Raw genomic sequence first — 20,947 nt, forward strand, 5'->3', positions numbered from 1 at the left:
ATTCCGGCTTGCCAATCTCTTAATTGTCTCCTTACATGACGACACATCATAGTAAGGAGACGCTGTACCTTAGATCTTTCGGTCGTCGGTACAACTCGTTTTTATTTAGGATTTCTACAGAGCAGAAAAATTATCATTGATTGCATATATCTAGCGAGTTTTTCGATTGGAATACTCCCGATACTTGTAGTGATAAATGAGATTAACTTTAGCAAAATTATTCTAATTATTGAGTCTGCGAAGGACCCATTAGGAATAACAAATAACACTTGGACAAACGTTACATTTCTGGCTAATGAGGTTATTTCTAAATCTACACAGGAAATTGCAACCGAAATTGCCAATGGAGGGCAATTTCATCAAATTATCACTTTTTTCGGAATTTTTATTGGATATATCTTATTCGCCATAGCTATTTTTCTTGTATTTCATTTTCGTATTAAAAAACGAAAAGATAGCGAATTATCAAAGATCGACGGAATATTGGCTGAAATCAATGTGTATGAATCAAATAATCCATTTCTTTCAAATAGAATTCAGCATTTGTTATTGTTACATCAAAAGTTATTATCAACATCTGAGTGGCCCGTTAGAAAAGCGGTTTTCATTGATATCATAATATCAGCTCTGCTCCTATTTATTCCAAAATTATTAGGTTTGTAGAAAATTGTAATTAGCCGATTATGACTTTGTGATATGAATTCAACTTCGAGATTTAACCTCAAAAAATAGAGAATTACTTCCGCCCATCCCCCTCCATCATATCCTTCGCCAGCCAGATCCCTCCCGGGTACACATCGTAGAACCTCCACCGGCACTGCGGCGAATACACCCAGAGCATCTTCCGGAACTGCGACGAGGGCTTTATTTCGCGGAGATAATCGATCTCCTTCCTGCACCGGGCAACGACGGTCCGTGCATCCGGCAGGGGTGTGCGGGAGCGGACGACTTCGATCACGAGTGCCCCGTCAGGCCGGATCCCGATGAGGTCCAGGGGGATCTTTGACTTGCGCACCAGCACCGGCAGGTAACTGAGGCATTTGAGGATGTGCATCGCGTCAAAGATGACCGCGTTGCACCGGGTATAGACCTCCGGCCCGAATGTTAATTCACCTCCATCGCTCGTCCGGAGGGTAATGGTTGGTTCACCCGCGACAACGCTTGCATGTGCAGGCGCTGCTTCGCGGGGCATAATCCGGTTGCTGTACGAGGCACCGGATGCAATCTGGCCGGGTTCGGCCACGGCTCCTGTTTCCGATTCAATCTCGGTCATTTTTTCATCTTCTCCTGTTCTCTTGTTTTCCTGGTTTTTGTTCGACAACGGTTCCCGGCGGGTGAACGCATCCGCTCGTCACATTGGGGCTGTACAACGCCGGTTCAGGGTGATGGCAGCGGGAGCCTGGCGATCTCCGGCTCCGGCTCGGAGTGCAGGGATCTTACAGGTTCCCTCTTTACGGTGATTTCAGGATGCCAGCGGGCGTGAACCGGCGGTCAACGACGCAAAGCGGAATCAGCGGACAAAATCAGCCCGGCCCGGGGGTCCGCAGGTACTGTCCCGGCGCCGGCACATGCCCCGTACAGTTCGGGGGAGGCGATACTATACATGCCCAGAAGTCCGCAGGCAAAGACCATCAGGAACTGGCAGCACCGGGCGATCCGGGCCGCAGCCTTTCGTGCGTACCCAAGCTTCCGGAGCTTTCGTCTTACCTTCGTGCAGAAATTCAGGGTCATTGTATAATTCTTCGTTCAATAATTTTTGTATATAAGATGAGTGGAACCCCGCGGTTAGCTCAATGGTTCCCGGGGGAAACGGGGGTTGTTAAGCGCCCGGATTACGGCCGGAAACCGGGGGTTCCTGCCCGGATATGCGGGACGCGGCGTGACAGGTCAGGATCTCTGTTATACGGGCCTGGATTTCGGAGGGGATAATGGAGGTGCGGCAAAAAGGAATGCCTGGGAGTATGGAGGGGAACGGGTCATGAGCGGGGAATTCCGGAAAAACACCGGCACAGCAGCTGAGACTTTCAAAAAAAGATCGGATCGATTTCTGAGAATTCCGGAAAAAAGCTGGCTTAGTGGCTGAGAATTTTCAAAAAAAGGGTGGCATTGTTTACCTGTCCTCATAATCGAAACCCGCGAATATTCATCACAATCTTCGACGGGAGAGCAAGTCTTGCCATTACCTGTACGGAAAATATCCGGCCCGGAATCTTTGAGACTTTCAAAAAAAGATCGGATCAATTCCTGGGAATTCCGGAAAAAGGCTGGCTCAGCAGCTGAGACTTTCAAAAAAAGGTTGGATCGATTCCTGAGAATTCCGGAAAAAAGCTGGCATAGTGGCTGAGAATTTCCAAAAAAGATTGGATCGATTTCTGGTAATTCCGGAAAAAGGCTGGCTCAGTTGCTGAGAATTTCAAAAAAAGAACGGGTTGCGAGCTAAAGGTTCCGGGAAAAGTGTGACTTATCAGCTGAAGATTTGAAAAAAAGATCGACCCGTTTACCGAGGTAAAAAAAAGTATCAACATCCCCCCTTCACTTGTTCGAATAACACACCTCGCTCCTGCCGCCAAACCTTACGCTCAGGCTCAGGGCAGGACAGTTCAGGTCCGAATCCCATTTCGCGCACTCTTCTCTCCTGCACCGCAATAGTGCCGAACCTTGGCCGGGTATGAGGTACCCGTCTGTTCTGGTCTGGTCGCTGCACCAGTACTTCACTTCAGCCATGCATACCGGAACGGCAGGGAGTAAGATACCCTTTGGGCATGGGGAGGGTGAAAGTGCGGGAGCGTAAAAAAGATCTTCCTCAGCTGCATATTTTACCGGTATCATCCCGGATGTATACCCGGACATCCGCCGGGGTGATGGATCCTGAACCTGCCGATGTCTGAAACGTGCCTTGCGGCGTGCAGGAAAAGGGAACGGTGACGGGAAAAGCAATCACATTTATAGGGGTTCCCCACTACCTCTCCCCCCATGAAGACTGTACTGATGGTTATCCTGTTCGTCCTCATCGTGTTCGCCTGCGGGTGCACGACAACCTCATCAGGTACCGCCCCGACCGCAACACCTGCATCGGCCGCAACCCTGTCCGCCATCCCGAACATGATCGGCAACTGGACCGGCACGGCCAACGGGTATACCGAGGGCATCGGGTACTCGAACTACCAGAACGGTACCATAACGATGGTGGTTACCAGGCAGCAGGACCGGATCTTCTCCGGGACTCTTGTCTTCTCCTTAAACGGCACAACGTCGTCCGTCCCCTTCGCTGCAGCCATTGACCGCGACGGCAGGACCTTCCAGGAAGTAGAGAAAGACAACGGGTACTCGACCGGCCAGATCGTTTCCGACAATGAGATCGAGATGATATACCGGAACAGCCCGACACCCTACGAGATAGCGTTCGATACACTGACAAAGGAATAAGACCGGGAGGGCAGGAAAAAGTCCTGCCCGGTTTTTTCTTTAAGGAGGGACGGAACTGCTTTTTGGAATCCCAAGATCCCTGCTCACTTTTTTCAGGCCCTGCCCCCGGGTATGCCGATTTGCCGTTCTGAAAAACGGGGCCTGACCACCCGGTATGCATCAGGGGAAACACGAAATATACACCACTTGATGGGTGTGAAACGAAACAGAACGTCTCTAAAAAAAAAGAAAAATTATACGGTTATGTAATTAGAACCGGGGCTTGCGGTGTTTTGGCAGGCAATCCTGACAATACACGGGCCGTCCCTCGGTTGGCTTAAACGGTACTTCGCACTCTTTTCCACAATCGGAACAGGTAACCTTTGTCATTTCACGTGGGCCGGAGTCTCTGGGACCGCGACCGCCAAAATTGGATGATCCATACATAGTTTTCACATACAGTCAAAAAACTGTGTTACTTAACATGCTGTCCCGGTTTAAGTACTTCTGTATGGTTCCAACAGGAAAATCCTGAAAAAAGGGCAGGTTATAAGTACCGGTTCTTCCGCAGCCAGTCTACCTGTGGCGGCAGATAGCGGTAGATGATATCGCACTTGTCATCCTGGAAACTCCAGGGAACAATAATCAGGGTATCCCCTTCGCGGATCCAGACGCGCTTTTTTATCTTCCCCTTGATCCGCCCCATCCGGGTGACCCCGTCAAAACACCGCACCCGTATATGATTTGCCCCCATCATCAGGTCGGCAGAACCGAACATCTCATTATTCCATTTCTTGGGCAGCCTGACCCGGACAAGCGGCGTCCCGTCAGGATTGACTGCATTGGGATCGAACTCGTTGTTCCCTTTCTTATGGTTATTATCGGTTATACCAACAACTCCGCATATATAAACGTCGTTGCAAATAATTAACATATCCATCATCTCCCGGACCATCCCTTCCGGTGTTTTTTTTGGCCGGATACCTGCACAGGACGCTTTTTTCATAAATCACCGTATGTTTTTCCCGTTATGCATCCTATCAGGATTATATGTCAGCACAGGAAACGCCCGACAGGGATTCCACAATCTCTGTCATTTCCGGGCTCTTCGGGGGTTTTCTCGGGATAGCCGTCGCCCTCTCTCTCGCACTTGTCATCGTTCCCTCAGGCCAGTTCCTTTCCTTGAGCAACTACCTCCAGATCCTCGCGGCGTTCTCCGGGGCCGTCGTGTTCAGCTATTACTCCCTGCGGCACGGAGGCGGACCGGGCCTGCTCTGGGCGGCCGGGGCATTTGCTCTCTGGGGAATTGCCAACGTCGCCTGGTATGCTGCGGTCTTTTTCGGGGTCGGTACCTTTACGTTCCCGAGCCTGATCGACATGGGTTTTATCGCATCGATCCTGCTCCTTTCCTCGGCGTATAACCGGATCTACCCGAGAAAGCAGGTGAAAGGTCCGCTCCTGCTGGCGCTGTTGTTTCTGATGCTGGTGGTGCCGCTCGCAATCCTTGTCACCGGGGGCATTACGGATCAGGGCCTGACGATCCTGCTCTATTTCTTTGCCTGCGGGTCGCTCATCATCACAGGGCTCAACCACTCTCTCTCCGATCATCCGGCAGCCCTCGCCGGGACGCTGCTCTTTGCAATCTCGTTTATGGCCTACCCGATACGGGAGACCTTCTTTGCCGGGAATCCCTATCTCACAATTCTCGGGCCGTTCGTTGCAGCCGGGTTCTCGCTCATTGTCCTCGGGCTCATTCCCTATGGAGCAGGAACGACTCAGGGTGTCCCGGAACAACCGGCAGATCCTCCCCGGGAGCCTTGAAAACTCCCTAAAATGTCACCCTCTTTTTTTTGGCGCAGGGATGCCCGGGCAGATTTCCGTTAAAACAGGGTCTGCTGCCCGGTGTCCTGCTTCCAGAGCCCCGAGACCTTAAGGCCGAGGCGCCGGATCTTCTGCCCGTCGCAGAGGCTGCGGAGCAGTTCCCCGGCAGAGGACCGGAGCGTTGCTTCGTCGTTGTGGTGGTGGAGCAGGGACTTTGCCTTTGTTTTTGAGACGAACCCTTCGTACCTGACCCGGACGGTAACGGTCTTAAAATGCAGGCCTTCGTCGGTAAGCGACTGTGCCACCTCGCGGACAAGCAGCTCCACGGTGGCGGCGATCTCGTCAGGATCGTTCGTATCCCGGGCAAAGGTCGTCTCTTTCGATATGGATTTTACCCCGTCACGCTCCACGACTTCGCTCTCGTCCTGCCCGAGCGCCGCTTCGTGCAGCAGGGCCGCAGAACGGCCGAATGCCCCGATGAGGCGCTGGATATCGCAGGTGGCAAGGTCGCCGATGGTGGTAATCGCGAGGGCTTCGAGGTGTGCTCCGGTCTTTCCCCCGATCCCCGGGATCTTCCGGACCGGGAGCGGGCGAAGGAAGGCCGGCACATTATCGGGCTCAACGACCGTCAGGCCGTCAGGTTTTTTATAATCCGAGGCGATCTTTGCCACGATCTTTGACGGGGCAATACCGAGCGAGCAGGTGATCCCGACCCGGTCCCGGATCTCCTGCTTCAGCTGTACCGCAAGGTCCCGTGCCGCATTAAAACTCCCGACCGGGGTGATATCGAGAAATGCCTCATCAATGCTGACCTGCTGGACCCGGAAACCGGTCGCCCGGAATATCCCCATGATCTCCCCGGACACTTCTGCGTACCGGGCCATGTCGGGCCGGAGATAAACTGCATCAGGGCAGAGCCGGTACGCCTGCGAGATGGGCATTGCGGATTTCACGCCGAACGCCCTGGCCTCGTACGAACAGGTGGAGACAACGCCCCGCCCCGATCCCGCCTGCGGGTCGGCGCCGACTACAACCGGTTTTTTGGCAATATCGGGGTGATCGTGCATCTCGACGGCTGCATAGAAGCAGTCCATGTCGGCATGCAGGATGATCCGGGAACTTTGGGATCCCATAGGGGGGCTCACCGATCCTCCCTTTCACGCATGCCCATCCCCGAATCCTCCGGCAGGGTCAGGCCGTCTGTACAGCACCGGTCGCTTTCCCCCGCGTATTGTGAGGCACGGCAAAATCACTCAGGGTACACTGGCGCTGCCGGAGGCTGTCCCTGAGCAGCGTGGTCTCGGTAATAAACCGCTGCACGGGCAGGGTGAAGCGTTCCGAGATATGGTTCAGTGCCGATTTGAGATCCTCGAACTCTGTCGGCCGTTCCCGCATCGCGCTCCTGACATTCTCACGAACGTTGAAAACGCCCATGGGTACGTAACCGGGCAGCGCCTCGCGCAGGATAATGGCACCGGCCTGCCGATGCTCCTGTGCAAGCGCTTCGAGCACCGCCATCTTGCAGGAGTAATAGCAGCCGCCAAGGGGAGAGTACCCTGCTTTCTTTTTGTGGCCCTCGTAATCGGAAAAAACATACTCCTCATTTCCGAGCACGTGCAGGAATGCCTCTGTCCACTCGTACTGCCATGCGGTCGGCAACAGGAGCACCGCGTACCGGTTGTGCAGGCTGGAAAACTCATGGAGCCTCAGGGTATCTATCACCGGGCACTTTTTTACCTCAGACAGGAGCCGGTCCCCGATCATGGTGTCGCAGGCTGTAATCGACCACCGGGTGGGTACAAGGCGACGGTTCGCCCCCCGCCCCATCGTCCCGGCCGAAAATGCCTTCTGGATACTTGAGAACGCGAGACCGGTCCGGTGCAGATCGAGTACTGCGTTGCGGGCGGTCAGGTCAGAGTCGTAAAAGACCTTTTCAAGAGCATGATCCCAGTGCCGGGTCTCGATCTCGAAACGTTCGAGCGGAGCGCTCGGCCCGAATGGGGTATGCTCCTCCGAAAACGAGAGGCCGGACGGCACGCTGTCAAACGCAGCCTCGCTTTCAACTGAGCCTTCAGCCAGTACGATTTCCTGGAGTTTCTCCACGAACCGGTTGTCGAGGTCGCAGGCGTTCGTCATGCGCTTGCCCCGGACAAGGTTCATCCGGTAGCCGATGATCTCTTCCTGGGTCCGGTGACCACGAATCCACTCCTCGGGCCGGTCCATAACTCCTGTATCCCCGTGCATGGGTGCGATCATCGGCCCGGCGTACACATCCGGATAGTTCCAGCTGCCGATGAAGACCGAGGGCGGGGAACTGCCGTTCATCTCTTTTCCCACCACCACCGACTTCATCTGCATCGTTGCCGCAGTCAGCTGCCTGAGGTACGCCCCTTTGCCGAGAATCATACGCTATGGATTGTTCGGTGCCCGGATATTAAAGAGGCAGCGTGTGCGGGGAGAAAGTGAAAATTTGGTACTGTAGAAAACCTATTTTAAAAATTATGCGCTCCCCTTACGCCAGCCCTGCCCCCGATGGGGGCGGGGGCGTATGCGATGCCTCCGTATTACCTGTGTCGGGGTGCAGACATAAGTACAGGTAATACAGCACTATCGCGAAGCGGAGAATGCCACAACGGGGGGGCGGAGGCCAACCGGAGACCTAAAAGAGCGTTCTTACTAATTTCATTTAGGTTTTTTACAGAGCAAAAAATTTAGTATTCTTACCGCTTGTGAACGGCTACTCTTTATCAGCACCGCGTTATCGATGCCGTGTATACCCTCGTGTGCGTATCGCGGTGTTTCATACCCCCGCAGTATGCAGGAAGCCACGCTCTCTTTTGCGCGTGCGGGCGCCTTTCCTCTATTAAACCTAAATCCAGATACAATAAACAGGATACAGGCATGATCTCATTTTCAGATACCCTGAGTGTCATCGTACTCTATGCACTCGCCAACATCGCTGCTTTTCTTCTGTATGCGATTGACAAGAAAAGAGCCGGCACCGGTGTGTGGAGGATTTCCGAGCCTACCCTCCTTTTGGCTGCGCTGATCGGGCCGTTTGGTGCGTACGGGGCGATGCGCCTGCTCCGGCACAAAACGCAGAAGATCAAATTCCGGCTCGTGCCAATATTTCTTATCCTTCATATCGCCGGAATGCTGTACATCGCAGCCCGGGTCCTTCACGTTATTGCCTGAAAGGATGTTTCCCTGACGGCATTTCCCTGAAAAGCCAGGGGAATTTATGAGGAGATTTTTCCGGGATGAGCACGTGTGCCCGGGATCAGGTTCCGCTGCCGTACCATTCCCTGATCTGGTCGCGGACAGCTGCAAATGTCGGCTCCAGTACAAAGATATCGCTGTGCAACGCCATGGGTATCTCGATAGTGCAGGTTCCCGAACGGATGAGTGCCAAGCAGCCTTCATGAATTTCGGGAGCATCCCGTTCGGCAAAGAGGATCAGCGTATTTCCCTTGTTCCGGCCCGGGTCCCGGACCGGAAGGCGCTCCTGTATCGCGAGCAGGGTTGCAGGATCCGACGGTCGCACCCGGTAACTCCGCAGGGCCCTGAGCATCTCCTGGGTCCCTGCCCCGTACGTCCGGCCAAGAGAGGGGGATATCGCGATACAGAAATCAGCATCGCTTAACAGTGCCAGCCGCCCGCCGAGAGAATGGCCGATGATCGTGACGTTCCCGGACGACCGGCAATACCGGATCGCTGCCTCTATATCGGAACCGGCATGCTCATCGAGCAAAAAGGGATGCTCCCCATGGCCACGGAGGTCGATGACACACGCGAGAAGCCCGGCTTCTGCTACCCGCCAGCCCAGTTCCAGCTGCTCTTCCTTGTTCCCCCCGTACCCGTGCACGATGACCGCCGCCCCCATAGGGTGCTCCGGGCGGATGAGTATCGCAGGGACACGGCACCCGTCTCCCGGTATAAACAGGCGTTTCGGTTTCCATGCATCCGGTATACGGATTCGGCCCGCAAAAGGATTTCAGATGCGTTAAGGCAGGCGCCTCAGGCGAAACCCTTGCCCTTTAATAACGGGATTTTCCATATGTTCCTTACATGCGGACCAACAGGCACCAGTACTTCCTCGACCTCGCACAACGGTGTGCCAACCAGGGCACCTGCCTGCGGCGCAACTTCGGCGCCATCATCGTGGATGAATACAATACGATCGTGTCCACCGGCTACACGGGCGCGCCGCGCAAGCAGATGGACTGCACGGAACTCAACCGCTGCTGGAGAAAAGACCATAACATCCCCTCGGGCTCCCATTATGAACGGTGCAGGAGCGTGCATGCGGAGATGAACGCGATGCTCCAGGCGGGCAAGCTGGCCCGGGGCTGCACGCTCTACCTTGCAGGGTTCGATGTTGCCACCGGCGAACTCACGCAGATCTGGCCGTGTTTTTTGTGCTCCAAGATGATCGTCAACAGCGGGATCGCCAGTGTCATCATGCGCACGACCCCCGATGAATATAAAGAAATGGACCCGATGGCGCTCTACCAGATGCGGAGCCGGGAGTCTCTTGGGGAAGATTCGCCGTTATAGCCCCACGTTTCCGTTGCCCCGGTGCATGTTCATTACACGGGATGATCCTGTCGGATCCGGTTGGGAACCCCTTTAGGGTGAGATGGTCCCTTTCCGGGTTGACTGGTGATGGGGTGCAATCCGGCTGAAAAAGATCGCCGGACACGGGTATGACTCGCCGATCAGATCATTGGGCGGGGATAATGCAGAAAGGGTACCCCCTCAGGGTCATGCGGGTAATTTTTCTGCAAAGGAGCCGAAACCCCGCTGATTCCTCATCCCATGGCCTGATGGAAGAACCCCCCCATCACACAAACACTATGCTCCCCCGCCACCCATATTTTCTGGATAATGCCCCAAAAACCCATCCCCGTCGTTCTCGTTCACGGCTGGAAGAGCCATCCCGGCATCTGGAACAGGCTCGTACCGCGACTGAATGAGGAGGGTATATCCTTCTGGAGCTTCGATTATACGCGCCTTGACGGGGCATCCATGGAAGTGATTGCAGGAACCCTGCGGGACTTTATCGCCACGCAGCGGGAGGAGCAGGGATATTCAGGCAGCATCGATATGGTGTGCCATTCTATCGGTTCCTGCATCGCCCGTTACCTGCTTGAAGTGATGGATGGCACCACCCGGCACGAGCGGGTGCGCCAGCTCATCGCGATCGGCCCGCCCAACAACGGTTCTGCCCTTGCCGAGCTCTTCTGCGACCCGGTGATCGGGCCGGAAATTACTGCCAGGCTCAGTGGCACCTTCGTCCCCCAAAATTTCGATCCGGCAGCCGATGTCATCGTCCAGGCGTGCCGGCCGGGGAGTCCGGTCATGGCGGCTCTCCGGGCCGCCGGCATCCGCCCCGACATCACCTACCGGGTCCTCTGTGCAGAGAACATGACCCGGTCCTCCTCGTTCTTCCCCTGCTTTGAGGGAATGACCTGCGAGTTGCAACCGGAAGGCCGGTGGCACATGACCTATGCCGGCGATGGCATTGTGCCGCACGCGGATTCTGTCCTGCCCGGGGCGGCTCTTGAGATACTGCCTGCCGATCCTGTTGCACTCGAAACAGATGCCCGGCAGTACTGCCATATACACCTGCCCCGGGCCCCCGAAGTCGTAGACCGGGTCGTGCATTTCCTGTGTCACGGCTGATCGATTCAGGATAACAAAGGGGCATCCGGGTTCCCTCGTGAGAGCGCAGGGAAGAAGCCCGGGCCCGGCACAGGTATTTTTCGCAGGCTATGCTCAGGCCGCTCTCTTTGCCTCGTTGTAGAGCGAAACAAGAGAGATGCTGATCAGGTTAAGTGTGGTCGCCGCGTACCACAGGTACGCCTCCGGTTGCGTCAGCAGCACGATCCAGCCTGACCAGAGCATGAGACAGATGATCGAAAATGAAAGCAGCGTATCTGCCGCAAGAAAGACCATCGGGCGGTTCATGAGCCTTCCGAGCTCGGCAAGCGTGCAGTACTCCAGCCGCGTGGGGATATGCAGAAGATCTCCTGCGGCACGCACGGTGTTCATGGCAAAATCGGTGACCGCCCATGCAACGACAAGCCATCCAAAACCTGCAAGAAAGGGATTGGACGGTGTTCCGACACTGATGGCAACCAGGCCAAAGAGTCCCTTGAAGATGCAGAACGGGATGCCAATCGTCAGCGTAAGAAAGAACGGCCGGATAAAGAATTTCTGGATGCGGTCAGCTGGATGGACACCGGGGCTGATTTCCGCAGGGTTCTGTTCCGTGTTCTGTTCCGGGGACATGGGTGCAGCGGGATACGGTTACCGGTACCCTGTTTTCCCGCGGCACCGGCCCGTTTCTCTTTTCGCAAACAGGATAAGGAAGATATCCGGTGAACATTAGGGCGGGTAAGAATAAGAAGAATTTCGGTCGCCGGTAAAAGGGTACCCTTTACCAAGGGGGGATCCCGGCCCGGCGTAGTCTGACATAGGTTATAAGCATGACTTTATTATTCGCTGCGATGAACCCTTGGCTATGTCACCAAGACGCGAACCGGCACCCACGCCCCATGACCACCAGAAGCATGGTCAGGATGCCCATGAAAACGTCCCCGCCAGCCCGGATGAGATTCGCCATACCGAACTGCGCGAGCACCATCCCAGGGCAGGCCCTGCCGTTCACCCCCCGCACCACCCGCAGAAAAAGGCTGAGCTTGCACCCCGGCACCATCCCCATAACGGGCCGGAAAACAAGGCCCTGAACCAGGATCACGGAACCCATGAGGATCGGCCACGGCCCGGAAAGATTGCAAAGAAAGGAGATCCCGACAGATCCAAAAAAATGAAACGTTGATCGCATACCTGTGCGATTTTTCCTGACGCTCATATACCACGATCTTTAAGCGTCCCCCGCTCGTAACCGGGATCATATGTACGCAATAGAGGTTTCGCACCTGACCAAGAGGTTCGGTACCCTGACCGCGTTGGACGATGTGAATTTCTCGGTAGATATCGGTGAGACGTTTGGTTTTCTGGGCCCGAATGGTGCGGGTAAGACTACCACGATCAGGATCCTGACCGGAATATCGTATCCCACCTCGGGGACAGCGACCATCTTCGGCCACGATATTGGACGCGACACGATTGCTGCGCGGCAGTCCATGGGAATTGTTTCCGAAACCTCAAATGTCTATGACGACCTGACCGCATGGCAGAACATGATCTTTTCCGCAGAACTCTACCACGTGGGCCGAAACGAACGGGAGAAAAAAGCGGCAGAACTGCTCGCCACTTTCGACCTGTATGAGCGGCGTAATGACAAGGCGCATGGTTTTTCCAAGGGTATGAAACGGCGGCTGACCCTTGCCATGGGGCTTGTCAACAGCCCGCGCCTTATTTTCCTTGACGAACCGACCTCCGGCCTTGATGTCCAGAGCAACCTCATTATCCGCGATGTGATCACGGGTCTTACCCGCGAAGGGGTCACCGTTTTCTTGACGACCCATAATATCGAGGAAGCAAACCTGATGTGCGACCGGGTGGCAATCGTCAACAAGGGGCATCTCGCCGCCATCGATGCACCGGAGCGGCTCAAGAAGACGATCCAGAGCGCACAGTCGATCGTTGTCTCGTTTGACCACGCGTCTTCCGGACAATTCGAAGAGGTTCGCGGTCTTTCGATGGTCAATGCTGCCGTAAAGGAAGGCGATAAGTTCCGGCTCTATACGGAAGATCCGGCAACAGTCATCGAGTCGGTGATGGAATATGCACGCACAAAAAATCTCCGGGTGATCAGCATTTCCACTCTTGGCCCCAGCCTGGAAGATGTATTCATCCGGCTAACCGGCCTGCAGAGAACAGGAGGGATGGTCCATGCCATCGACTGAAGAGGGAGCAGGGGAGTCGCCACAGTGGTTTACGCAGATCGCCCACGAGCTTTCTGCCGCATGGGCGATTTCACGCAAGGACATGATCACCTACTATATCAAGCCAAACATCATCGTATCGGGGATTCTCTTCCCGCTTTTTATGTTTCTCGCGTTTGCCGTTGGAAAAAATGCTCCTCCCGGTACCCTGATCCCGGGCCTCATCGCGATCACGCTGCTTTTCTCGGCATCTTCGATCGAGCCGGTCTCGATTCCCATCGAGCGGCGGGTGAAGACGTTCGACCGGCTGCTCGCGGCACCAATCTCGCTTCATTCACTGGTTTTTGGTGAGAGCGTGAGCGGTTTTCTCTATAGTCTCGGCATTGCATGCCTTCCTCTTGCGCTGGGCATTATCCTGTTTGCCACGCCGATTGAACATGCTCCGGTACTCTTGATTGCTATGGTGCTGACCGCGTTCTGCTTTGCGACGCTTGGAACTCTCTTTGCCGCTTACCCCACCGAGAATGTCGGGGAAGTGATGTCGATGCTCAACACGGTCCGGCTGCCGCTCATTTTCATCTCCGGTGTCTTTATTCCGATATCGGAGATACCACAGATCGGACAGGAAATCGCCCTTCTCTCCCCACTTACGTATGGGAACGACATGATTTCCTATGCATATACCGGTGTATCGCTCTATTCGCCGATGCTGGATATTGCGGCGCTGCTGATCTTTATCCTGATCTTCCAGTTCGTGGCAAACCGACTCTATAAGAAATTCAATGAATAGTGCCGGACCGGATCGTCCGGGACATAGACGAAAAAACGGGAAAAAAGCGCTTATACATCCCCAAAACTTTTCTTACCACGCAGTTTGAATTCCTGTCCGAAGAAAAACAGGTAGTTTTTCCGGAGGATGGGGGCAACCTGTCGTTTATGCGTACGGCAGATGCTGCACAACGGTCTGGAGGATCGCAATTATCAGGTTCAGAAACCAGGTCCAGTCAAACATTTCTTCACCTCCTTTGGTCGACATGTGATAGTATTGCATTATTGTATTTAAATATTTTGATTTTGATTTGGCCTTAATACGCGGGCTTTTTTAATTTTGCACAAGAGCACAGCAAAAATCGGACTCCCGGACTCTTCACCGGCGCGATATCGTTTTTTGCGGATCCGGAATCCGGGAACGTTAAAAAATCCGGCCGGGAAGGGCCTGCAAGAGTGAACGGTGAGAAAAGGACGAGAGATGGATAGTATGGAAATATCCGGTTACATCTTCGACTGGTCGAAGCTGATATTTGCCCCTGCCGGGACTTTCGCTTTTTTTCCTTTGGCGTCCGGGAAGAACTTCCGGGATTTTTCCTTGTGGGTTTTCCGATCGGTACCAGCCTGCGTTCCGGCTTCCTCATCGGCGTGGATGCCAAGGAAGCAGTCTACCGGGTTTTTCCCGCCCTGGCAGAGATCATTCTTTTTGTCCTCGCATTCGCTGCAGTCGGGAACATGGGACGGGAGAAGATGGGGAAAATGAATCTGCCAGAGGTCAGGATCGATCTTTCCTTCTTCGAGGAATTTTTTTATGTGCCGTGGCGTATACTTCATAGTTCGTACTTATTGTACCAAGGGTATTTTATCAGTATCTCAACATCCGGGTGCTGGAGGCTGGGAAGAGCTGGAGTATAATCCGGCCTGCATTACCGATCCATAGTGTGAAAAGGTGCCTGCTTTAGTATAGATCTCCTTTAGTCTTGCACAGATTCAAAAGAATTTTCCGGTCAGTGTAAAGACCGATAAATTGGCATGAGCCTGGGCGAGATCCCGCGCACTCTTCTCAGCAACGGGCTGAAACCTGGCGCGGTTCCTGAAGATTTTCTGCTGGATTGCATGCAGTTTTTCGATACCGGATAAAATCTCGCGCTCTACCGGCCGGATTTTTGGCTGGAACGTATGGATCAGGCTTTGGATATCGGATGCGGAGACGCGGTTTTCATCGTCATAGACAAATTTCTTTTCCTGCAGATTCCGCCAGTTCATCAGCTCGTTCGCGAGTGTGGAATCAAAGCCCGGAATACTCATGATCTTATGTGGGGCAATATCTGCCGCGGTCTCGATGCCAAATGACCGGAGCGCGGCCTTACGGTTCTCGCTAAGCCTGGGGGAGGTGCAGGTTTCGATAAAACAGTTCTCCAGGAATTTTTTCTTCTGGCGCTCGCGTGATGTGTGCTGGAGGGTGACAAGCCCGTTCTTGTATTCCTGCTCGATCGCCTCGTACCGGCTTTTGAGAGATGTAAGCACCCCCAGCTGGGCGGCAAACTCCGCATCGCCGGCATCAGCCTTCCATTTTTTCTCCCAGAGCCGCCAGCTGTACCGGGCGTCTTCGAACTCTTTTTTCCGGCGTTTTTTCTCCGCCGAGTCCCGTCCCGGGTAGATCAGGAGAAGACCTGCAATACCTGCCGGGGCAAGCCCTGCAAGGTCTGTGGTACTATACGTTCCGGACCGCAACCCCACCATAAGAATCATACTTATGACCAGAAGCAGGGCCGCAACAACCTGTCGCACCTTCCTGAACCTGAGCGCCCGTGCGATCTCCGGGGAGAGTGGCACCGGGAGGCACCGGTACTTCCGCGGGCTGATCTCGGGAAGGGCTCCCGGTGACTTAATTGCCAGAACCTTCTGCCATTCTGCGGTAACATCGATCCTGGAAATAGTGTCCGAACTTAAAAAAAGCAGGATGCCGGAGCTGTTTTCGAGGCTGCACCACGGGCAGGTGGCAAGTCCGGAGTAATAGGTATGCATGGATTCGGTGGCGCATTTTTTGAGCCGTTTTTCCAGTGCGTCAAGCATATTCCACCAGTCATTTGCGCTTGGACGCCCCCCGGAATGGAGGCCCGATTCGGTGAACGCCTGCTCAAACAGGCTGGAAACTTCTCCGGGTACTATAGGGAGTCCGACAGAGTTTGGCGGGGGCGACATTGCCTTGAGGGCTGCACTCCTGCCGAATGCAAACCGGAATTCGGCGATCGCCCGTTCGATGGGCATGTCGTCGGTTCCCTTATAGACCCCGGAGAACGGGTGCCTGCCCATAAAGAGCAGCAGGAAGATCAGGATCGCAAGCCCGAAATTGTCGTGATTCCGGGTGCGCAGCATCTTAAAATCTTTTGACTTCTGGAGTTCGGGCGGCGTGAACTGGGCAACCCCCACTTCGCAGTGGTAGATCGTATCACGTGTCTGCACCTGGAAGGAGTCGCAGTCGATCAGCCGCACACATGCCTTTTTCGTTACAAGAATGTTCCCCTCGTTCACATCCCCGATCACGTACCCGTACTTGTGGATGATATAGAATGCAGCAGCGAGGTTCTTGGCGGTTCGTACAAGGAATTTCCAGTCTGCGTTCGGGAAGGATTCTTTCCGGTGAGAGGGGCCGTATACCTTGTGGATCGGTTCGCAATCGGTGATCCTCGGCATGACAAAACCGCAGACAGGACCATTTTTGCCATCGTGAAGCAGATCGAGCGGCCATGCGGCAAACTCCTTGAGATCATCATTGCATCCGCTCACCATCAGCCGGAGTTTTTCCTGCCGCTCCCCGTTCAATGGCTTGTGGTAAATCTTGGCCAGCACATCCATGCGATGGGGTGCAATCTCGTAGACATCCCCTTCGCCGCCGCTCCCTACCCGCTTTCCAAGAATAACATGGTTGCCCCTGCTGTCGACAATATTGTGGCGCGACACCTGACTCACGGTTTTTCAGCTCACGGGGACATTCACGGCAAGGATCAGGGTCTTGTCATCATCGCTTCGGGCATTCACATCGTCCCGGGAGAGCAGCGCAGTCAGGTGCGTGGTAAGGCTGGCAGATCCAATCTCAGTATTTTTCCTCAGTGCTGCAAACAGCGGCCGGAAGAACCCATCATGCACGGTCCGGGTGGAAAACGAGAGTACCAGACTCTGGAGGCCGTCGGTAAAGAGTGCGATCTCGTCCGGCGCGGCCCCGCGGTGTTCGATCTTCAAATGCTCCAGAAACGTATCGTCGGAAACAAAATAGGTTGTGTTTGCGTACTCGCCCTGTTCCGGCCAGAATGTAGTATGGTACCCGGTACCGTCGCCGGTTACAATACAGCCATCACCGATTTGGAAACAGAGCGCATGATCGTTTGCGGCAACAACGCCGAGCAGGGTACAGGCGTAGTCTTTTATCCGCTGTCCATCTTCTCCTGCCCGTGCAGAGATTGCCTCCCGGGATGCGGAGATCCAGGCCCTGACATCATCGTCCGTGACAGAAGAAATGTGTTCTCCCTGCCGGATCATGGAAAGGATCAGGAGGTACATTTTTTCGCATGCAATCTCCGCCCCCACACCCCCATTCGTCGTGCTGCCCGCCCCGTCTGCAGCAAGTCCCACAAAAAAATCCCGGTCCCCAAACCGGACCACACCTGTGCGGTAGTAATCCTGTCCCCGCTCGTTCCGATCGCTGTGCGATTTTCCCGTGACGGACAAAGAGAGGTGTTTCCAGGTCATATCTCGCTCCACCCTGACGGTGGAGAGAGCAGGATCCTGTCTCCCGGATTGCTCCGGGATGCAGATTTCATGGAATTGGAGAGCCACTGGAAGAATTCGCGGAACCTGAGGCCCTGGAGCTTGAGGGGCTGACGGACCGTGATCTGCCGGAGGACAGACATGTCGGCGTTCTGGACACCAACGGCAAAGAAGGCAAAGGACTTCGAACTCTCTCCTTCCCGGACCGCGGCCGCTGCACGCTGCCACTCATCTGTCGGAGAACCGTCGGTGATTAAGAATATCCATGGCCGGTAAAAGGAGATCCCGTTTGCCCGGTACTCTTCTTTACGTTTCCTGACCAGGTCGATACCCTGGAGAATCGCTTCGCCAAGCGGAGTGTCGCCTTCGGCCTCCAGCGTGGGATCGAGGAAAAAATCCGCGGTGTTGAACTCAGAAATGACCCTGACCGGGCCAAAGGAGACCAGCGCCACCTCTACCCGTTTTACGGCGAGCGAATCTCCCTGGAGTTCCTCATAAAAGGATCGCAGGCCGGCGTTGAGTTCTGCGATTGGCTTTCCCGCCATGGAACCTGAAGTGTCCAGCAGCAGGAGGCAGGGGCACCGGGGTTCGGGGTTTTCTGCGAAGGTAACGGGCCCCAGTGGCTGCTGGTCAAACATGGTGTCGTCGCTCATCTGGTGTCTCCTGTTTGTGTACTCATCATATCAACGATCAACCGTATATCTTTGTTGAGGCATTTTGGGAAATGACATAACGATACAGAAATTGTCGCCAGCCACCTTTACCGGCTGGGGATGTTAAGATCGGATCCGGCTAAAGGAATTCTCCCGTCCCTTTACGTGGCCTGCAGGTATGACGTATCACTTGTCCCCACCTCTGGAGTAATAGCGGTACTTTTGCATCAGCCCCGGGGTAAAAGATGTTTTTCCGGAAGTCGTCCGGGTCGTGTCTTTGGGAATGAAAATGATCGATGAGATTGTTTCCGGTAATGGCCATTTAAAAATGAGGGGCCGTTTAATGCCTGCGCAGGGCAATACCGGCAACCGCAACCACTCCGCAGCCGATGAGTGCAGAGATCACATCATATCCGGGTGATTTTTTCGTTGGAGATGCCGTGGCCACTTCAGCGTTTTGTTGCGCAAGCCAGGAATCTACCGAGGACCCGGTTGTGGCTGCGGCAGTGACCGCGTAAGTAGGTGCCAGCGGTGTCACGGCCTGTGCCGCAGTTACTGATACAAGATCGGTCTCTGTTGCGACATTGCTTCCTGCTGCATTTGTGGCAATCAGGGTAACTGTATAATCTCCAGGCGTCGAGTAGGTGTGAACCGGATCCTGAACCGAACTTGAACTGCCATCGCCAAAATTCCAGACCCACGATATTGGAGTATTGGTCGATGTATCACTGAACTGGACTGTCAGCGGGGCCGACCCCTCAGTGGGAGTCGCGGAAAAACTCGCTACCGGTGCCGCAGCCCCGACTACGATATACCCGGTCTCGGTTGTTGTGTTGGTGCCAAGCGAGTTCGTTTCTGTCAGCATCACCGAGTACGTCCCGTCGGTCACGTAGGTATTCGTGGGATTTTCCAGGGTGCTGGTATTGCCATCCCCGAAGTCCCAGCTCCATGATCCCGGGGACCCGGTCGATTCATCCGTGAACGTTACCTCGAGTGGTTCGGCTCCAGATGTCGGTGAAGCGGAAAAGATAGGCAACGGGACGGTCGTGGCTGCCGCTGCAAAGTTGTATTTGTCGCCGGTTACTGACGAGGATGTGCCGCTGGCAGTCGTAACGAGGACGTCAACTTGCCCAATGGTTGAACTGGCCGGGGTGGTTGCGGTGATTTCTGTATCGCTGACAACGGTAAGACTGGTAGCTGCATTGCCTCCAATGGTTACGGCAGTCGCCCCGGTAAAGCCTGTCCCGGTGATGGTTATTGCGGTGCTGGTGGAAACCGGTCCGTATGTCGGTGAGACACTCGTCACTGTTGGAATTGTGGTCGTTGCCGTATATGTGAATGCTCCCGTCCCGGTTGCTGTGCCGCCAGGTGCAGTAATAACGATGCTGGCAGATCCGGCTGTGCCGGCCGGGGTGGTTGCGGTTATAGAAGTGTCGCTGACAATGGTGAGACTGGTTGCTGCGGTGCCACCAATGGTTACGGCAGTCGCCCCGGTAAAGCCTGTCCCGGTGATGGTTACCGCAGTGCCACCGGCTGTTGTGCCGGATACCGGTGAGATGCTGGTGAATGCCGGGGCCGGGGCTGTATAGGTGAATGCCCCTGACCCGGTGACCGAGCCGCCGGGTGTGACGATGATAACATCAGCGGTTCCGGCTGATGCATGTGCCGGGGTGGTTACGGTGATTGATGTATCGCTGACAACGGTAAGACTGGTAGCTGCGTTGCCACCAATGGTTACGGCAGTCGCCCCGGTAAAGCCTGTCCCGGTGATGGTTACCGCGGTGCCGCCGGCAAACGTGCCTGACGCCGGTGAGATGCTGGTGAATGCCGGGGCCGGGGCGTTCGTGGCGGTCACTGCTGTATAAGTGTATGTGCCGGTTGCTGTGCCGGCGGGAGTGGTAATAACGATGCTGGCAGATCCGGCTGTGCCGGCCGGGGTGATTGTAGTGATTTCTGTATCACTGACAACAGTGAGACTTGTTGCCACGGTGCTGCCAAAGGTTACTGCGGTCGCCCCGGTGAAGCCTGTCCCGATGATGGTCACCGCGGTGCCCCCGGCAGTCGTACCGGATGTCGGTGAGATGCTGGTGAATGTCGGAGCCGAAGCTGTATAAGTGTATGTACCGGTTGCAGTGCCAGCGGGTGCGGTAATAATGATGTTCGCAGATCCGGCTGCGCCGGCCGGGGTGGTTGCGGTGATTGAAGTGTCGCTAACCACGGTGAAACTGGTGGCTGCTGCGCCTCCAAAGGTTACCGCAGTCGCATTGGTAAAGCCGCTGCCGGTGATGATTACCGCGGTGCCCCCGGCTGTTATGCCAGATGTTGGTGAGACGCTGGTAAATGTCGGGGCCGCCGACGCAGGTAAGCAAATACCTGCAAAAAAGAGCAGAACCATGCACCCGATAAAAAGGATCACTTTTCGGGTCACGGTGCATCACCAGTTATTTCATCCTTGATCCTGTGCTCCCTGATGAGACAAACCATAATATTAACTTCCTATGCTTGATGGCACATACCCTAAGATACCTAAAAACAGCGGAATGAAGAGATATGAACCTGCTTGTGGGGGCATGTGTCCTCTTTGCATCTTTTTGTAAATAATGCTTTACATTTTGTACTATAAACACTCAGCTATTTAGGATACCGAATTGCCCTCTTGAATCGATAGATGCTCTA

23 protein-coding genes are annotated in these 20,947 nt (G+C 54.7%); 8 read left to right on the forward strand and 15 right to left on the reverse strand.

Features of this window, described 5'->3' with window-relative positions; genetic code table 11:
• The first annotated feature begins 189 nt into the window (after positions 1-189).
• Positions 190-663, forward strand: a complete 474-nt coding sequence (locus tag ACLQMU_RS11225; protein ID WP_424040521.1) for a hypothetical protein — start codon at positions 190-192, stop codon at positions 661-663.
• A gap of 73 nt (positions 664-736) precedes the next feature.
• Here ACLQMU_RS11225 and ACLQMU_RS11230 read toward each other — a convergent pair whose 3' ends face one another.
• The 3 genes from ACLQMU_RS11230 to ACLQMU_RS11240 all read right to left on the reverse strand — a co-directional run bounded on the left by ACLQMU_RS11230 (position 737) and on the right by ACLQMU_RS11240 (position 2,724).
• Positions 737-1,273, reverse strand: a complete 537-nt coding sequence (locus ACLQMU_RS11230; protein ID WP_424040523.1) for a hypothetical protein — start codon at positions 1,271-1,273, stop codon at positions 737-739.
• A 218-nt stretch (positions 1,274-1,491) separates the two neighbouring features.
• On the reverse strand, positions 1,492-1,731 hold the full coding sequence (locus ACLQMU_RS11235) for a hypothetical protein (RefSeq protein ID WP_422148689.1): 240 nt from the start codon (positions 1,729-1,731) through the stop codon (positions 1,492-1,494).
• Between the two features lie 801 nt (positions 1,732-2,532).
• A complete protein-coding gene (locus ACLQMU_RS11240) occupies positions 2,533-2,724 on the reverse strand; it encodes a hypothetical protein (protein WP_424040525.1) in 192 nt (63 codons plus the stop codon).
• A gap of 249 nt (positions 2,725-2,973) precedes the next feature.
• Here ACLQMU_RS11240 and ACLQMU_RS11245 point away from each other — a divergent pair, with 249 nt between their 5' ends.
• Entirely contained in the window at positions 2,974-3,426 is a 453-nt protein-coding gene (locus tag ACLQMU_RS11245; RefSeq protein ID WP_422149857.1) for a hypothetical protein, read from the forward strand.
• Positions 3,427-3,675: 249 nt separating this feature from the next.
• Here the strand turns inward: ACLQMU_RS11245 and ACLQMU_RS11250 are convergent, their stop codons facing one another.
• Both ACLQMU_RS11250 and eif1A read right to left on the reverse strand, forming a co-directional pair.
• Positions 3,676-3,852, reverse strand: a complete 177-nt coding sequence (locus tag ACLQMU_RS11250) for a CxxC-x17-CxxC domain-containing protein (RefSeq protein WP_422149858.1) — start codon at positions 3,850-3,852, stop codon at positions 3,676-3,678.
• A gap of 100 nt (positions 3,853-3,952) precedes the next feature.
• The gene (gene eif1A / locus ACLQMU_RS11255) at positions 3,953-4,345 is read right to left on the reverse strand and encodes a translation initiation factor eIF-1A (RefSeq protein WP_424040530.1); all 393 of its coding nucleotides are present in this window, start codon (positions 4,343-4,345) and stop codon (positions 3,953-3,955) included.
• Between the two features lie 110 nt (positions 4,346-4,455).
• Between eif1A and ACLQMU_RS11260 the strand changes: the two genes are divergently transcribed.
• Positions 4,456-5,226, forward strand: a complete 771-nt coding sequence (locus tag ACLQMU_RS11260; protein WP_422149859.1) for a hypothetical protein — start codon at positions 4,456-4,458, stop codon at positions 5,224-5,226.
• 59 nt (positions 5,227-5,285) lie between these two features.
• On the opposite strand, the gene dinB is transcribed toward ACLQMU_RS11260, so the two are convergent.
• On the reverse strand, positions 5,286-6,359 hold the full coding sequence (gene dinB / locus ACLQMU_RS11265; protein WP_424040528.1) for a DNA polymerase IV: 1,074 nt from the start codon (positions 6,357-6,359) through the stop codon (positions 5,286-5,288).
• A gap of 58 nt (positions 6,360-6,417) precedes the next feature.
• On the reverse strand, positions 6,418-7,632 hold the full coding sequence (locus tag ACLQMU_RS11270; RefSeq protein WP_422149861.1) for a hypothetical protein: 1,215 nt from the start codon (positions 7,630-7,632) through the stop codon (positions 6,418-6,420).
• Positions 7,633-8,127: 495 nt separating this feature from the next.
• Here ACLQMU_RS11270 and ACLQMU_RS11275 point away from each other — a divergent pair, with 495 nt between their 5' ends.
• Positions 8,128-8,421: a DUF1294 domain-containing protein gene (locus ACLQMU_RS11275; protein ID WP_422149862.1), complete on the forward strand. Its 294-nt coding sequence runs from the start codon at positions 8,128-8,130 to the stop codon at positions 8,419-8,421.
• 85 nt (positions 8,422-8,506) lie between these two features.
• On the opposite strand, the gene ACLQMU_RS11280 is transcribed toward ACLQMU_RS11275, so the two are convergent.
• On the reverse strand, positions 8,507-9,109 hold the full coding sequence (locus ACLQMU_RS11280) for an alpha/beta hydrolase (protein WP_422149863.1): 603 nt from the start codon (positions 9,107-9,109) through the stop codon (positions 8,507-8,509).
• Between the two features lie 185 nt (positions 9,110-9,294).
• On the opposite strand from ACLQMU_RS11280, the gene ACLQMU_RS11285 reads away from it, so the two are divergent.
• Positions 9,295-9,783: a deoxycytidylate deaminase gene (locus tag ACLQMU_RS11285; RefSeq protein WP_422149864.1), complete on the forward strand. Its 489-nt coding sequence runs from the start codon at positions 9,295-9,297 to the stop codon at positions 9,781-9,783.
• A 330-nt stretch (positions 9,784-10,113) separates the two neighbouring features.
• Positions 10,114-10,911 carry an esterase/lipase family protein gene (locus ACLQMU_RS11290; protein WP_424039236.1) on the forward strand — a complete coding sequence of 266 codons (798 nt, stop codon included), beginning with the start codon at positions 10,114-10,116 and terminating at the stop codon, positions 10,909-10,911.
• Between the two features lie 93 nt (positions 10,912-11,004).
• Here the strand turns inward: ACLQMU_RS11290 and ACLQMU_RS11295 are convergent, their stop codons facing one another.
• The gene (locus tag ACLQMU_RS11295; RefSeq protein WP_422149241.1) at positions 11,005-11,520 is read right to left on the reverse strand and encodes a hypothetical protein; all 516 of its coding nucleotides are present in this window, start codon (positions 11,518-11,520) and stop codon (positions 11,005-11,007) included.
• A 235-nt stretch (positions 11,521-11,755) separates the two neighbouring features.
• A complete protein-coding gene (locus tag ACLQMU_RS11300) occupies positions 11,756-12,076 on the reverse strand; it encodes a hypothetical protein (RefSeq protein WP_424039238.1) in 321 nt (106 codons plus the stop codon).
• Between the two features lie 70 nt (positions 12,077-12,146).
• Between ACLQMU_RS11300 and ACLQMU_RS11305 the strand changes: the two genes are divergently transcribed.
• Together ACLQMU_RS11305 and ACLQMU_RS11310 are read left to right on the forward strand one after the other, a co-directional pair.
• Entirely contained in the window at positions 12,147-13,103 is a 957-nt protein-coding gene (locus tag ACLQMU_RS11305; RefSeq protein WP_422149239.1) for an ATP-binding cassette domain-containing protein, read from the forward strand.
• A complete protein-coding gene (locus ACLQMU_RS11310) occupies positions 13,090-13,872 on the forward strand; it encodes an ABC transporter permease (protein ID WP_424039240.1) in 783 nt (260 codons plus the stop codon). Before ACLQMU_RS11305 ends, ACLQMU_RS11310 begins: the two co-directional genes overlap by 14 nt.
• A 482-nt stretch (positions 13,873-14,354) precedes the next feature.
• On the opposite strand, the gene ACLQMU_RS11315 is transcribed toward ACLQMU_RS11310, so the two are convergent.
• The 5 genes from ACLQMU_RS11315 to ACLQMU_RS11335 all read right to left on the reverse strand — a co-directional run bounded on the left by ACLQMU_RS11315 (position 14,355) and on the right by ACLQMU_RS11335 (position 20,699).
• Positions 14,355-14,684, reverse strand: a complete 330-nt coding sequence (locus ACLQMU_RS11315; RefSeq protein ID WP_422148926.1) for a hypothetical protein — start codon at positions 14,682-14,684, stop codon at positions 14,355-14,357.
• Positions 14,685-14,840: 156 nt separating this feature from the next.
• A complete protein-coding gene (locus ACLQMU_RS11320; RefSeq protein WP_422148927.1) occupies positions 14,841-16,823 on the reverse strand; it encodes a helix-hairpin-helix domain-containing protein in 1,983 nt (660 codons plus the stop codon).
• Between the two features lie 6 nt (positions 16,824-16,829).
• Entirely contained in the window at positions 16,830-17,600 is a 771-nt protein-coding gene (locus ACLQMU_RS11325) for a PP2C family serine/threonine-protein phosphatase (protein WP_422148928.1), read from the reverse strand.
• Entirely contained in the window at positions 17,597-18,271 is a 675-nt protein-coding gene (locus tag ACLQMU_RS11330) for a vWA domain-containing protein (protein WP_422148929.1), read from the reverse strand. Before ACLQMU_RS11330 ends, ACLQMU_RS11325 begins: the two co-directional genes overlap by 4 nt.
• A 340-nt stretch (positions 18,272-18,611) precedes the next feature.
• Positions 18,612-20,699 (reverse strand): beta strand repeat-containing protein, encoded by a 2,088-nt coding sequence (locus tag ACLQMU_RS11335; RefSeq protein WP_422148930.1) that lies wholly within the window; start codon positions 20,697-20,699, stop codon positions 18,612-18,614.
• Positions 20,700-20,947 lie beyond the last annotated feature (248 nt).

Origin of the sequence: Methanoregula sp. (assembly GCF_052325125.1) — an archaeon.
Taxonomy (GTDB): Archaea; Halobacteriota; Methanomicrobia; order Methanomicrobiales; family Methanospirillaceae; genus Methanoregula.

Coding starts and splice junctions, on each gene's coding strand:
- ACLQMU_RS11275 (WP_422149862.1), top strand. CDS start 8,128: ATGATCTCATTTTCAGATACCCTGAGTGTCATCGTACTCTATGCACTC.
- ACLQMU_RS11270 (WP_422149861.1), bottom strand. CDS start 7,632: ATGATTCTCGGCAAAGGGGCGTACCTCAGGCAGCTGACTGCGGCAACG.
- ACLQMU_RS11295 (WP_422149241.1), bottom strand. CDS start 11,520: ATGTCCCCGGAACAGAACACGGAACAGAACCCTGCGGAAATCAGCCCC.
- ACLQMU_RS11230 (WP_424040523.1), bottom strand. CDS start 1,273: ATGACCGAGATTGAATCGGAAACAGGAGCCGTGGCCGAACCCGGCCAG.
- eif1A (WP_424040530.1), bottom strand. CDS start 4,345: ATGGATATGTTAATTATTTGCAACGACGTTTATATATGCGGAGTTGTT.
- ACLQMU_RS11315 (WP_422148926.1), bottom strand. CDS start 14,684: ATGAAGTATACGCCACGGCACATAAAAAAATTCCTCGAAGAAGGAAAG.
- ACLQMU_RS11325 (WP_422148928.1), bottom strand. CDS start 17,600: ATGACCTGGAAACACCTCTCTTTGTCCGTCACGGGAAAATCGCACAGC.
- ACLQMU_RS11290 (WP_424039236.1), top strand. CDS start 10,114: ATGCCCCAAAAACCCATCCCCGTCGTTCTCGTTCACGGCTGGAAGAGC.
- ACLQMU_RS11310 (WP_424039240.1), top strand. CDS start 13,090: ATGCCATCGACTGAAGAGGGAGCAGGGGAGTCGCCACAGTGGTTTACG.
- ACLQMU_RS11305 (WP_422149239.1), top strand. CDS start 12,147: ATGTACGCAATAGAGGTTTCGCACCTGACCAAGAGGTTCGGTACCCTG.
- dinB (WP_424040528.1), bottom strand. CDS start 6,359: ATGGGATCCCAAAGTTCCCGGATCATCCTGCATGCCGACATGGACTGC.
- ACLQMU_RS11250 (WP_422149858.1), bottom strand. CDS start 3,852: ATGTATGGATCATCCAATTTTGGCGGTCGCGGTCCCAGAGACTCCGGC.
- ACLQMU_RS11245 (WP_422149857.1), top strand. CDS start 2,974: ATGAAGACTGTACTGATGGTTATCCTGTTCGTCCTCATCGTGTTCGCC.
- ACLQMU_RS11330 (WP_422148929.1), bottom strand. CDS start 18,271: ATGAGCGACGACACCATGTTTGACCAGCAGCCACTGGGGCCCGTTACC.
- ACLQMU_RS11240 (WP_424040525.1), bottom strand. CDS start 2,724: ATGGCTGAAGTGAAGTACTGGTGCAGCGACCAGACCAGAACAGACGGG.
- ACLQMU_RS11285 (WP_422149864.1), top strand. CDS start 9,295: ATGCGGACCAACAGGCACCAGTACTTCCTCGACCTCGCACAACGGTGT.
- ACLQMU_RS11235 (WP_422148689.1), bottom strand. CDS start 1,731: ATGACCCTGAATTTCTGCACGAAGGTAAGACGAAAGCTCCGGAAGCTT.
- ACLQMU_RS11280 (WP_422149863.1), bottom strand. CDS start 9,109: ATGGGGGCGGCGGTCATCGTGCACGGGTACGGGGGGAACAAGGAAGAG.
- ACLQMU_RS11260 (WP_422149859.1), top strand. CDS start 4,456: ATGTCAGCACAGGAAACGCCCGACAGGGATTCCACAATCTCTGTCATT.
- ACLQMU_RS11300 (WP_424039238.1), bottom strand. CDS start 12,076: ATGCGATCAACGTTTCATTTTTTTGGATCTGTCGGGATCTCCTTTCTT.